Here is a 13232-nt window from a genome sequence, read left to right on the forward strand (position 1 = left end):
GTACACGGATTGCATGAAATATTACATTATAGCTGGCGAGCGTTCCGGTGACTTACATGCCTCAAATTTAATAAAGCAACTGCGCCTGCAGGACCCTGATGCGGAAATCCGCGGTTGGGGCGGCGACATGATGCAGGCAGCCGGTATGAACCTGGTGCGCCACTACCAGGAAATGGCCTTTATGGGTTTTGCCGAGGTATTCAAAAGCTTGCGCAAAATTTTGGGTTTCCTGAAAGAGTGTAAGGCCGATATTCAGACCTGGCAGCCTGATGTAGTGATACTGGTAGACTATGCAGGTTTTAATATGCGTGTTGCTAAGTTTGCCAAGAAGCAGGGCATGAAAGTGTTCTACTACATATCTCCCAAGATATGGGCCTGGAACCAAGGGCGCGTGCACAAGATAAAAAAAGTAGTGGACCGTATGTTCGTGATCATGCCTTTTGAGGAAGAGTTCTACGGCCGCTTCGATTATAAGGTAGATTATGTGGGCAATCCTGTGAATGACTCTGTTACAGACCATGTAGCTGTTTCCGATTTCCGGGCCAAGAACAAAATCTACCACAACAAGCCTATCATTGCCATACTTCCGGGAAGCCGCAAACAGGAGATAGAGAGCATGCTGGATGTAATGCTCAGCGTACTGCCGTCCTTTCGCGATTACCAGTTTGTGGTGGCTGGGGTATCTAACTTCTCCAAAGAGTATTACGAGCAATATAACAAAGACCCAAACATCAAGATTATCTACGACCAGACTTACGATCTGCTGGCGCACTCCAAAGCGGCATTGGTAACGTCAGGTACTGCAACTCTGGAAACAGCCTTGTTTAATGTGCCGCAAGTAGTTTGCTATAAAACCAGCGCCATTTCATACTTTATCGCTAAGCTGGTTATTAAAGTCCCATACATTTCGCTGGTAAACCTCATCGCTAATAAGCCTGTAGTTACCGAGTTAATCCAGGATGACTTTACGCCTAAGAAGATCGTGGCAGAGCTGAAACAGGTATTGTTCGATAAATACTTCTTGAAAAAGCAACTGGATGGGTACGAACTGGTGAGAAAGCAAATTGGCAACTACCGTACTGCTGAGCGTGCTGCCGAGCTGATGGTGGATTATTTGAAGGAAGAGAAAGTATAAAATCATAAACTTCGAAGTATAAAAAGCAGGAGCCCCAGCTACTTTAGCTGGGGCTCCTGCTTTTTATACTTTATATAACAAACTTTAATATTAGTTGTATCCGTATAGCAGTATAAACGCTGTAACAACTACAGGGAGAACTTAATGCTAATTTCTGAACGACTATGAAATCTATACTAATTGCCTTAGGACTTACCGGCCTGATGATATCCATTTTACTTATCAACGCTTCTCGTACTATTCCCTTTGTTGACGAAGACTTGGATATGGAGCTGTAGTAATTAATCCATAAAAGTATAAAAGCAGAAGCCCCGGCTATATGAACCGGGGCTTATACTTTGTACTACTTATACCTAAGCTACCTTAAGTTGCTTCAGCGTAGATTTCTCAAATTTCTCGCGGGCATAATCACCGGTAATTACCAGTTCTTTCGTCCCTTCTTCAGATGGTAACTCAAACATGGCATCAGTCATGATGCCTTCGCAGATAGAGCGCAAACCGCGTGCTCCTAGTTTATACTCTGCAGCTTTCTCCACAATGTAATCCAATGCACTATCATCAAAGCTTAGATTGATGTTCTCCATCTCGAACAGGCGCTTGTACTGTTTTACGATAGAGTTCTTAGGCTGTAATAAAATTAGTCGAAGTGTTTCCTTATCTAATGGGTTAAGGTGCGTTGTAACTGGCAGTCGGCCAATAAGCTCTGGTATCAAACCAAAGTTCTTCAGGTCCTGTGCTGTAATATACTTCAGGAAGTTCTCGTTTTCTTCTGTTTCGTCCATTTTCGACTTAGAGAAGCCGATAGGGCGGGTGTTCAAACGGTTTTTGATCAATCTGTCGATACCTACAAAGGCGCCACCGCAAATAAACAGGATGTTCTCTGTATTTACCGTGATCATTTTCTGCTCAGGGTGCTTGCGGCCACCTTGCGGCGGAACGTTTACTACAGTACCTTCTAATAACTTAAGTAAAGCCTGCTGAACACCCTCGCCACTCACGTCGCGGGTAATAGATGGGTTATCGCTTTTGCGGGCAATCTTGTCTATCTCGTCAATGTATACGATACCACGCTCCGCTGCTTCTACGTTATAGTCTGCTGCCTGCAGTAAGCGTGTAAGTATACTTTCAACGTCTTCGCCTACATAACCGGCTTCTGTAAGTACAGTAGCATCAGCAATACAGAAAGGCACCTGAAGTATACCGGCCATCATGCGGGCAAGGTATGTTTTACCAGTACCAGTTTCACCCACCATAATAATGTTAGACTTCTCGATCACTACATCGTCATTCTCCGTTGGCTGCATCAAGCGCTTATAGTGGTTATAAACAGCCACCGACATCACCTTCTTGGCGTCATCCTGGCCAACCACAAACTGATCAAGGTAGGTTTTCATCTCCTTCGGCTTCATCAGGTTGAACTTCGGAGTACGGCTGTTGGCGCGTATCTTATTTTCTTCATTCAGAATCTGCTGCGCTTGTCCGATACAACGATCACAGATGTGTGCGTTTATACCGGAAATCATCACAGATACATCCTTTTTGTTTTTGCCGCAAAATGAGCAGGTAATTTCAGCCATACGAAACGATTGATCCAAAAATGTCTAACTCCGGGTACCGGAGCAAAACAAAGGTACAAAATTGCAAATTTATACTTGCATAAATATTTGAATACAAATATTACTATTGTCCCAAAAATAAGGTTTAAATTCTAAAATCTATATTTTTTAATTAATATGCAACTATTTGATAAACAAATATTTACAATTGTTGTGTATCCACATATGTCTGTTGATAATTTTTTTAAAATTTTAGCGTTACAAAGCTTTTCAGCTCATTTAGTCTACTTAAAAATGTCCGAAAGGGTTAAACAAGAAACCCGCCACAGGTTACTGAGGCGGGTTTAATTAATTTTGAAACGGTTTATAATTAAGCTTTTTTGCGGGTTAATACCTCGTCAATCAGGCCATACTCTTTTGCTTCATCGGCTTTCATCCAGTAGTCACGATCAGAGTTGTCGTATACTTCCTGGTATGTTTTGCCTGAGTGTTGGGCAAGTATCTCATAAAGCTCCTTCTTCAGCTTCAGGATCTCACGGGCTGTGATTTCGATATCAGATGCCTGGCCTTGCGCACCGCCCATTGGTTGGTGAATCATAACGCGAGCATGCGGTAGGGCAGAGCGCTTGTTAGGTGCACCACCTGCCAGAAGGACAGCACCCATCGAGGCAGCAAGACCAGTACAGATAGTAGCTACATCAGGGCTTACATACTGCATGGTATCATAAATGCCAAGGCCGGCATAAACAGAGCCACCCGGGCTGTTAATGTATAGAAGGATGTCTTTCTTTGCATCTGCCGACTCCAGGAACAGCAACTGCGCTGTAATAATGTTGGCAATAAAGTCATCTACCTGTGTACCCAGAAAAATAATCCTGTCCATGATTAGGCGCGAAAACACGTCAATCTCACGGAAGTTAGTTGGTCTTTCCTCGATTACAGAACGGGTCATACTTTCTATAGTATGCATAGCCCTGCCTTCTACGTGGCTAATATATTGATCTACGCCCAGGCCGCTCATGCCCTGGCCTTTTACAGCAAATTTGCGGAACTCGTCTTTGTTAAACATCATCTTGTTTAGGTTTACGGTTTTCTCAAAAATAAAAAAAGGTCCTTAAAAAAGGACCTTTTTTCAATATTGTTTTTATTCGTCTTATTCAAACGACATGTTTCTGAAGTCCTCAGCAGTAACTGTCTTTTCAGCAACAGTTAATTGTTCTTTAAGTTTAGCTAGCACCTTCTCGGCTAGTAATTGCTCGTACTCGTTAATGTAGTTACGGCCATTATCCTGCTGCAGGTATTGGTTTGCATAATTGTTCATGCTCTCCATTAACTCCTCAGGTATTTCCGGCATGTTAAACTGAGCAAGCATCTTCTCTTTTGTAGCGTTAACTACCTCTTCGTTGCTTACTTTAAGCTCATTCTCCTCAACTACCTTGTTCTTGATCATAGACCACTTCAGCTCACGAACATACTTGTCGAAGTTCTCCTCGATCTGCTCGGCAGTTAATTTGCCTTCGTTCGTAACCTGTATCCAACGCTTAAAGAACTCAGTAGGCAATTCTACATTAACGTTATCTACTAATGTATCGATGATATTGCGGTACAAAAGGTTGTCAGCCTCACGCTCGTAGTTCTCCTTAATCGTCTCACGGATCTTGGCGTCAAACTCTTCTTCTGTTTTTACTTCGTCTTTACCGAAAAGCTTATCAAAAAGTTCTTGGTTAAGTTCAGCAGCCTCTGTACGGTTGATCTTGTCAACTGTGAATTCAAACTCACCATTCAGGTCAGCTACAACTTCTTTGCTCAGTCCAGTTACGTGTGCAAGTGCAGCGTTGTCATCACCGAAAGCCTTACGGATATCGAACTTAATTACATCGCCTTCCTTTACGCCAACAAACTGATCTTTACCTTCAACTACGCGTGTGGTAGGGATAAGCGTTTTAGACTGGAACTCGCCGTCTACCTGCTTCAGCTCACCAGAGATAAAATCACCTTCTTCAGATGTCTCAGGGTTTACTGTTTTGCCGAACTGGCGCTTCAGGTTTTCGTAGGCCTCGTCAATCGTTTTCTTGTCAACCTCTATTGCGTAACCCTCTACGCTTTTATCCAGCGGAAGGTTAAAATCAGGAAGAAGACCAACACTGTAGTTAAACTCAAATTGCTTCTGGTTGTCCCAGTCAATGTCAGAATGGTTTGGCTCAGGAAGTGGCTCACCTAAAAGCTTTACATCGTTGTCCTTGATGTACTTTGAGATCTCTGCCTGCAAAAGCTTGTTGATTTCCTCTACCAGGATGCTCTTGCCATACATTTTCTTTACAAGGCCGGCAGGTACCTTACCAGGTCTGAAGCCCTTAATCTGAGCTTTTTTGCTGAATTCTTTAACCTGCTGATCTACTTTGGGAGCGTAATCGGCCTCTTCCAGAACTACCTTCAGTTGTGCGTTAGTGCTGTCGGTTTGGTTTAATGTAATATTCAAGGCTTTAAAAATTTAATTTTGGAATATCTAGTAAAAACAAACCCCCAACATGGCTGTTGAGGGTTTGTGTTGTGTGCGGATGGAGGGACTCGAACCCCCATGCCTCGCAGCGCTAGATCCTAAGTCTAGTGCGTCTACCAATTTCGCCACATCCGCTTGAAGTGTGCTTGTTTGTTATTGTGATGCAAAGGTAAGCAACGTTTTTTTATTTGCAATACCTCTCAAAAAAAAAATTCAAATATTTTTCAACTCAGATATACTGGCACATTCGTACTACCTTTAACACAGGCGGTTATTGATTGCAGCCCAGAATCAGTTATATTTGAAATATATTTGAAACTTATAAAGCCACTACCCACTTATACTTAATAGCAGGCTTCCTTTCTTTAAAAGGCTGGTAGCTTACTTTAAAACAGCATATGGTAACAACAATTGATCCGGAAGCAGAACGCAAAGAGATCTTAAGATATTACAGAAGATTATTAAGGTACGCGAAGCCTTTTTTAAAGGACAACGACGCTAAAATAATTAAGAAAGCATTTAATACCTCTGTGGAGGCGCACAAGGATATGCGCCGTAAATCCGGAGAGCCTTATATATATCACCCCCTTGCCGTAGCCCAGATAGCTGTAGAAGAAATAGGGCTGGGCACTACTTCTATTGTTGCCGCACTTTTGCATGATGTGGTAGAAGATACCGATGTGGAAATTGCGGATGTGGAGCGTGAGTTTGGTCCGAGTGTGGCGCGTATTATCGAGGGGCTTACGAAAATTTCCGGCGTTTTTGATTACGGCTCTTCGCAGCAGGCCGAGAACTTCCGTAAAATGCTGCTTACCCTCAGCGACGATGTTCGGGTTATACTAATTAAGCTGGCTGACCGCCTGCACAACATGCGTACGTTGGATAGCATGCCTCGCCATAAGCAGCTGAAGATTGCATCCGAAACCATGTACCTGTACGCGCCGCTGGCTCACCGCCTGGGCTTATATGCCATCAAATCGGAGTTGGAAGACCTGTACCTAAAGTATACCGATACCGAAACGTACAAGGATATCTCGAATAAGATCCGGCAGACACGCAGCGCGCGAAGCAAGTTTATAAAAGACTTTATTTCTCCGATTGAGGAAGAACTGCGCAAGTATGGCTTTAAATTCAATATCAAAGGAAGGCCCAAGTCTATATACTCTATCCTTAAAAAGATAAAGAAACAGAACATCACTTTTGATGAGATATACGACCTGTTTGCCATACGCATCACACTGGATGTACCCCTAGAGAACGAGAAGGCAGCTTGCTGGCAGGTGTATTCTATCATAACAGATTTTTACCAGCCAAACCCCGACAGGCTGCGCGACTGGGTAAACACGCCTAAAGCCAATGGCTACGAATCGCTGCATACTACGGTAATGAGTAAGTCAGGGCAGTGGGTAGAGGTGCAGATACGCACCAAACGTATGGATGAGATTGCCGAGCGCGGTTATGCAGCCCACTGGAAGTATAAAACCGATAGCGCGCACGGTGGCGAATCCGGACTGGAAATGTGGATCAACAAAGTGCGCGATATGCTGGAGAACAACACGGCTAATGCGCTCGAGTTCATGGATGAGTTCAGGAAGAACCTCTTCGTAGAGGAGGTATTCGTGTTTACGCCGAAAGGAGAACTGATCATACTTCCGGATAAAGCCACAGCCCTGGACTTTGCCTTTGAGATACATAGCCAGATAGGCTTGCAGTGTTTAGGAGCAAAGGTAAACCAGAAACTGGTTCCGCTGAGCTATAAACTGAAGAACGGCGATCAGGTAGAAATACTAACATCGCAGAAGCAAAAGCCCAACGAAGAGTGGCTGCAGTATGTGGTTACCTCCAGGGCTCGCTCTAGAATTAAAGAAGCCTTGCGCGAAGAGCGTAAGAACCGTGCCGAGCAAGGTAAGATCATGCTGGACCGACGCCTGGAGCAGCTCCATGTACAGGATACGCAGGTGAACATGAACAAGCTGATGGCATTCTTTAATGTGCCTTCTTTGCAGGACCTGCACTATAGAATTGCCACCGGGCATATTGATATCAAGAATATAAAAGAAGTTATCTTCACGGCCACTTCTGAAAAGGGAGCCTCCATGCTCGACCTTAAGTCTTTTGATAAAGAGGTACAGAAGATAAGAGGCGTTAACTCAGACATGCTGGTGATAGGGGAGGATACCTCTAACATGGCATATAGGGTAGCTACCTGTTGTAATCCTATTCCGGGAGACGATGTGTTTGGTTTCCAGACAGAGGATGATGGCATTGAGATACACCGCACCAACTGCCAGCGCGGCATCGAACTGATGTCTAACTACGGTAACCGTATTATTAAGGCAAAGTGGACAGATCAGAAAGAACTTGCATTCCTGGCAGGTATCCGCATCAAAGGCACTGACCGCGTTGGTCTGGTAAACGACTTAACCAGAATTATCTCAGCCAGTTTAAAAGTAAACATGCGCTCCATCACCATAGATTCTCACGATGGTATATTTGAAGGTAACATCATGGTGTTTGTAAACGACACCAGCCACCTGGAGAAACTGATTCAGCGCATGAGTAAAGTAAACGGTGTGCTTACTGTAGAGCGATTCGACTAAAAGTAGTACACTATATTATATAGTATAGAAAACATGGCATTAGATCATATTAAATTTGAAGAGGTAAAGAAGATCTTTACCGCATACTTAGAAAGCAAGGGCCTGCGCAAAACGCCGGAGCGTTATGCTATACTTGAAGAGATCTACTCACGCGACGGGCACTTCGATGTGGAGTCACTCTATATAAGTATGAAAAACAAGAACTACCAGGTTAGCCGCGCTACAGTATATAATACATTAGACCTGCTGGTTGAGAACGACCTGGTAAGCAAACACCAGTTTGGCCGTAACCTGGCACAGTACGAAAAATCATACGGCTATCGTCAGCACGACCATGTTATCTGTACAGAGTGCCATAAGGTGGTAGAGTTTTGCGATCCGCGCGTGCACCAGATCCAGACAATGGTGGGTGAACTGCTAAATTTTCATATCTTGCACCATTCCCTAAACCTATACGGTATTTGCGGCGATTGCCGTGCCAAAAAAGCTACAGAGGAGAAGCAACATGAAGTATCAGGCAGAGCTGAAGGATGATATCCTGTATTTAAGACTGGAAGGTGACCTGATTGCAGGCACCGATACACAGCAGATGATTGATGCTGTAGACAGCGAGCAGGATGGTAAAGTTTTACTGTGTGCTGTAGATTTGTCTAATGTTCGTTTTATGGATAGTAGTGGTATGGGTGTGCTGGTATCACTTCTTACCAAGTTTAGAAATCGGGGTGGAGAGCTTGTACTTATTAAGCCATCCAATCATATCCGGAAGCTGCTTATCGTTACAAAGCTAAATGCGATTTTTACTATCGCAGAAAACGATAACTTTGCAGCTCAATTCTTAAAGGAATCAATTTACTAAAACCATAATGGCAGGTGCGTGGTAGCCTATAAAGGCTTAACAGTACCTGCCATTTCTCTTGTAATCTCTCCCGGTACTGTAGCTGCCATACGCTTTCCTTCTAAATTTATAAAGTACTGCTTCCTTGCCATGTTGCTCTGGCGCATATGCTCATGTCCCTGCTTTTAAGCACTTGTACAGTTTGCCAGTGTTTTATCAAGCCGCAACACTCTCCTGCTATAGCTATAAACTACATCAAAAAACTACTGTAAAGTTTGAAGTAATAGAAATTTGATGCAATTTTATATCGCAAAATATAGATATATTAATTAAAGCTTAATAAGAGCTGTATTTGGCATGTTTTGCTTCCTGTAAGAATAGACCTGTAAGAATAGAATAGAGTTTTCCTGAACTACAGGAAAACTTTATGCATTTGAAAACAAACTTTATATGATAAAACGTTTACTTCAGTATTCATTTATTGCTGTTGCGACACTAGTTATGCTGTTGCAGTTCTATGGTAACAGCACCGCCACTTCTTTCGGCGAAAACATCCAATCTACCTTCAAAGCATTATTAGCAGATCCTGTTGCTCTTTCTGCCGATTCTGTTTCTGCTATGCCAGATACAGAGGTAGTGGTGCCTGTGCGTGTAAAAAGCTTTAGAAACATCATTACAGGCCAGGGCACCATCTCATTTGACCCTGCAGTTGCAAGTTTTGTAGGAGTAGAACAGTATGGCTTACCTGGCATGGGAAGTTCAAACTTTGGAACAGCTCAGGCTAGCAACGGTAAGGTTATCTTCTCCTGGGATGATGCCACACTGGCAGGAAAGACTTTGGCGGATAATGCCGTTATTTTTGCTATCCGTTTTAAGGTGGTTGGGACATACGGCAAAAGCAGTAACATCAGCTTTATTAACAGTCCTGCAGCTATAGAGTTCGTTGATAAGGATTTTATTACGATACCTACTACTCTCAAAGCTGGTAAGGTGCAAGTGCCGGCATACTCTATCACAACAAGTGCTTTAGCTAGCAACAGCTTGTGCACAGAAAGCAACGTGAGGGTTGCCTTTACAACAGAAGGTACTTATACTTCTGACAACTTATTTACAGCGCAGCTTTCAGATGCTAACGGATCTTTTGCTGCCTCGACGGTTATTGGTACAGGAACTGCTAGTCCAATTGCTGCAACGATACCTTCAACTGTCGCTGAAGGTACAGGTTACCGTATCAGGGTGATAGCTTCTTCACCTGCTATTACCGGAACGAATAACGGCAGCAACATTTCTATCAGCACAACACCTGCTGCACCAACTACAACTGGAGCAGAACGTTGTGGATCGGGTACAGTAACTTTAACAGCTAGCGGAGCTCCAACAGGCGGTTCTTACCGCTGGTATACTACTTCCACAGGCGGAACAGCCATAGCTGGTGAAACAGGTGCTACCTATACTACTCCAAGTATAAACGCTACTACAACCTATTATGTAGCAGCGGTTAGTAGCTCAGGTTGTGAAAGTATTAGGGTAGCCGTTGAAGCGAAAGTAATACCGGCCTTGGCTAATAATACCATATCTTCAGATCAGATTATATGTAGCGGGGCGACTCCTGCTCAGCTTACTGGTACGCTTCCAACAGGCGGGACTGGCACATACACTTATGCCTGGGAACAGAGTACAGATGGATCAACTTTCACAGCTATAGCTGGTGCAGCTGATCAGAACTATACACCTGGTGCCCTTACAGCAGATACTTGGTTCAGAAGAAAAGTAGCTTCAGGTAGTGTGTGCTCCGAAAGTATAAGCAGCACGATAAAAGTCTCTATTTCTCCGATGCCAGCCGCTCCTACGGCCAGTGACGCGGTAATATGTGAAGGCGCAACTGCCACACTAAGTATAACCTCTCCGAACGCTGCCTATACGTACCGCTGGTATACAGCTGAAACAGGTGGTACATTATTAGCTTCAGGCGCTTTTTACACTACACCTGTACTAAGTGCAACCACAACTTATTATGTAGAAACGCTGAGTGCTGCGGGCTGTATGAGTTCCAGAACAGCAGTTACTGTAACTGTAAATGCTGTGCCTGCTGCGCCAACTGTTACAGGTGCTGAGCGCTGTGGTACTGGTGCTGTTACTTTATCTGCTTCAGGTGCACCGATAGGGGCAAGCTATCACTGGTATACGGCTGCTGTTGGCGGTACAGCCATTAGTGGAGAAACAGCTGAAACTTACACTACTACAAGCCTTTCATCTACGGCTACTTACTATGTATCAGTAGTGAGCAGCTCAAACTGCGAGAGCCCTAGAACGGCTGTAACGGCTACAATAAATTCTGTGCCAACTGCCCCAACTGCTTCTGATGTTGAACGATGCGGAGCAGGTACAGTAACCTTAACAGCCAGCGGGGCGCCATCAGGAGCTAGCTACCGCTGGTATACAACAGCTACTGGCGGTACTGCCATTAGCGGTGCTACGGGTGCTTCTTATACTACTCCAAGCTTGAGTGCAACCACTACTTATTATGTGTCTGTAGTTAACGGCTCAAACTGCGAAAGTACCCGAACAGCAGTTACGGCTACGGTTAAGGAAGTGCCAGCCACACCTACCGCTACAGCTGCACCTGTTCAGGTTGGAGGCACGCTCAACTTAAGTGCCAGCACAGTAGCAGGAGCCACCTATACCTGGACCGGGCCAAATAGCTTTACTTCTACCATGCAATATCCTGCCATTGCAAAGGCAACACTAGCAAACTCTGGTACTTACAGCGTGGTAGCAACCATTAATGGCTGTAGCAGCGAAGCAGGTACTGTAGACGTAACGGTAATAGATGTGCAACCAGTAACTTTTGATGCAGACTCTCTAAGCGGTTATCAGAATACGGAAGTTGTGATTCCTGTAAGGGTAAAAGGTTTTGCCAACATTGTAAGCATGCAATACAGCGTAAACTGGGACGCTACTGTAGCAACTTTCATGGCTGTAGAAGACTTTGGCTTAACTAACCTTACTGCTACAAGTTTTGGCACCAGCCAGGCATCTACTGGTAAACTGATGCTATCCTGGAGCGATGCTTCTCTAAACGCCTACTCTCTGCCTGATACAACTGTACTGTTTAACCTTCGCCTGAAATTAACTGGTGCCATGGGTGCAAGCACACCGGTTACTATAACAGGCACGCCTACTCCTATAGAGGTGTCAGAAAAGAATGGCTTTGTTGTACCTGTTAAAACTCTAGCCGGAGCCGCTACCGTGCGTAAGCTGCTTAAGATCAGCGGAAAAATTAAGTCTGAGCAAAGTGAGGGGATACGTACTGTAAATGTTATAGCATCCGGTGGCACTACTCCAGTACCATTTGAGACGAAGCCGGACGGACTGTATGAGTTTGAGGTGATGCAGAATGGTACTTACACTATCAGTCCTTTCAAAAACAATGATGTGGAGGCGTACAATGGTATCACTACCCTGGACATTGCCTTGATCAGAAGACACATCTTAGCTGTTACGGCTTTAGGATCGCCTTATAAAATGCTGGCAGCAGATGCGGATAACTCCGGTACTATCACTACAACCGACATTGCCACCATACGAAAAGTTGTATTAACTATCGACACTCACTTCCCAGGGAAGCGTCAATGGAGGTTTGTGCCGCAGAATTTTACATTCAGCGATCCAGCTAATCCTTTCCCGTTCAAAGACTCTGTACAGGTACATACCAATATTGTAAAGGCACTAACAGGGCAGGATTTTATAGGTGTGAAAATAGGTGATGTAAACAATACCTGGGATGCCAGCACGGCAAGACTAGCTACTGCCGGTAACCTGCAGGTACAGCTAAATGATCAACAGGTAATCCCTGGCTCTGAAGTACTGGTGCCTGTAAAGGTGTATGATTTCAAGAACGTGAGTAGTTACCAGTTCACGCTTAATTGGGATCCAAAAGTGCTGGAATATCAAAGTATAGAAAACGGGGCTACGCAAGCTGCATTCGGTTCACATAGAGTAAGCGAAGGAAAACTGACCACAGCCTGGGACGACCCCGCAGGTAAGAGCCAGACCTTAACGGAAGGAAGCGCGATCTTCTACATGAAGTTTAAAGCCATAGGGGAGGTGAACACACAAACTGATGTGGCTATTACTTCTGACCTTACCCGCAGCGTTGCCTATAACCAAAACCTGCAGCAACTGAATGTAAAGCCAATAAAGGCAAGTATAGCGCTTCGAAGTACAGCTGTTCCTGTTATAACAGGGTATACTTTACACCAGAACGCTCCGAACCCATTCTCACAAAGCGGTACCACTATCCGCTTCAGCATACCGGAGCAGGAGGAGGTAACTATCAGCGTCTACAACTCTTTGGGCCAGCTGGTAAGAACTTACCGCAATACCTATGCCGCTGGTGAGCATGAGATTTTCTGGGACGGCAAAAACAGCAAGGGCCACGCACTAAGCAAAGGCACCTACTTCTACCGTATGGAGGCCGGAAAATTCACAGAGGTTAAGCGAGCCATCCTTTTCTAAGAACACCTTAAAAAGTAGCTGCAGGAATTACTGTGGCTACTCTTCCTTATTTGGTGCAATTAATAATCTGTTCTTTCTCTGAAGCAAA

At 44.4% G+C, this 13232-nt stretch carries 8 protein-coding genes and 1 tRNA gene; 5 read left to right on the forward strand and 4 right to left on the reverse strand.

The window, feature by feature from the left end:
* Positions 1-13 precede the first annotated feature (13 nt).
* The gene (lpxB, locus tag K0O23_RS14320) at positions 14-1135 is read left to right on the forward strand and encodes a lipid-A-disaccharide synthase (protein ID WP_219878122.1); all 1122 of its coding nucleotides are present in this window, start codon (positions 14-16) and stop codon (positions 1133-1135) included.
* A gap of 353 nt (positions 1136-1488) precedes the next feature.
* On the opposite strand, the gene clpX is transcribed toward lpxB, so the two are convergent.
* The 4 genes from clpX to K0O23_RS14340 form a co-directional block, all read right to left on the reverse strand.
* A complete protein-coding gene (gene clpX / locus K0O23_RS14325; RefSeq protein ID WP_219878123.1) occupies positions 1489-2712 on the reverse strand; it encodes an ATP-dependent Clp protease ATP-binding subunit ClpX in 1224 nt (407 codons plus the stop codon).
* Between the two features lie 349 nt (positions 2713-3061).
* Positions 3062-3760 (reverse strand): ClpP family protease, encoded by a 699-nt coding sequence (locus K0O23_RS14330; RefSeq protein ID WP_262902632.1) that lies wholly within the window; start codon positions 3758-3760, stop codon positions 3062-3064.
* Positions 3761-3844: 84 nt separating this feature from the next.
* Positions 3845-5170, reverse strand: coding sequence for a trigger factor (gene tig, locus K0O23_RS14335; RefSeq protein ID WP_219878124.1), 1326 nt, complete (start codon positions 5168-5170; stop codon positions 3845-3847).
* Positions 5171-5244: 74 nt separating this feature from the next.
* Positions 5245-5326 (reverse strand) — tRNA-Leu (locus K0O23_RS14340).
* Positions 5327-5589: 263 nt separating this feature from the next.
* On the opposite strand from K0O23_RS14340, the gene K0O23_RS14345 reads away from it, so the two are divergent.
* From K0O23_RS14345 to K0O23_RS14360, 4 genes are all read left to right on the forward strand, one after another.
* Positions 5590-7791 carry a RelA/SpoT family protein gene (locus tag K0O23_RS14345; protein ID WP_219878125.1) on the forward strand — a complete coding sequence of 734 codons (2202 nt, stop codon included), beginning with the start codon at positions 5590-5592 and terminating at the stop codon, positions 7789-7791.
* 33 nt (positions 7792-7824) lie between these two features.
* Positions 7825-8325 carry a Fur family transcriptional regulator gene (locus K0O23_RS14350; RefSeq protein WP_187067390.1) on the forward strand — a complete coding sequence of 167 codons (501 nt, stop codon included), beginning with the start codon at positions 7825-7827 and terminating at the stop codon, positions 8323-8325.
* Positions 8297-8647 carry an STAS domain-containing protein gene (locus tag K0O23_RS14355; protein WP_219878126.1) on the forward strand — a complete coding sequence of 117 codons (351 nt, stop codon included), beginning with the start codon at positions 8297-8299 and terminating at the stop codon, positions 8645-8647. The genes K0O23_RS14350 and K0O23_RS14355 overlap by 29 nt, the downstream gene beginning before the upstream one ends.
* A 429-nt stretch (positions 8648-9076) precedes the next feature.
* Positions 9077-13144 (forward strand): Ig-like domain-containing protein, encoded by a 4068-nt coding sequence (locus tag K0O23_RS14360; RefSeq protein WP_219878127.1) that lies wholly within the window; start codon positions 9077-9079, stop codon positions 13142-13144.
* Positions 13145-13232: the final 88 nt, after the last annotated feature.

The sequence above is a fragment of the Pontibacter aydingkolensis genome (assembly GCF_019443125.1).
Taxonomy (GTDB): domain Bacteria; phylum Bacteroidota; class Bacteroidia; order Cytophagales; family Hymenobacteraceae; genus Pontibacter; species Pontibacter aydingkolensis.

Coding starts and splice junctions, on each gene's coding strand:
- K0O23_RS14330 (WP_262902632.1), bottom strand. CDS start 3,760: ATGTTTAACAAAGACGAGTTCCGCAAATTTGCTGTAAAAGGCCAGGGC.
- K0O23_RS14350 (WP_187067390.1), top strand. CDS start 7,825: ATGGCATTAGATCATATTAAATTTGAAGAGGTAAAGAAGATCTTTACC.
- K0O23_RS14360 (WP_219878127.1), top strand. CDS start 9,077: ATGATAAAACGTTTACTTCAGTATTCATTTATTGCTGTTGCGACACTA.
- K0O23_RS14355 (WP_219878126.1), top strand. CDS start 8,297: ATGAAGTATCAGGCAGAGCTGAAGGATGATATCCTGTATTTAAGACTG.
- K0O23_RS14345 (WP_219878125.1), top strand. CDS start 5,590: ATGGTAACAACAATTGATCCGGAAGCAGAACGCAAAGAGATCTTAAGA.
- lpxB (WP_219878122.1), top strand. CDS start 14: ATGAAATATTACATTATAGCTGGCGAGCGTTCCGGTGACTTACATGCC.
- clpX (WP_219878123.1), bottom strand. CDS start 2,712: ATGGCTGAAATTACCTGCTCATTTTGCGGCAAAAACAAAAAGGATGTA.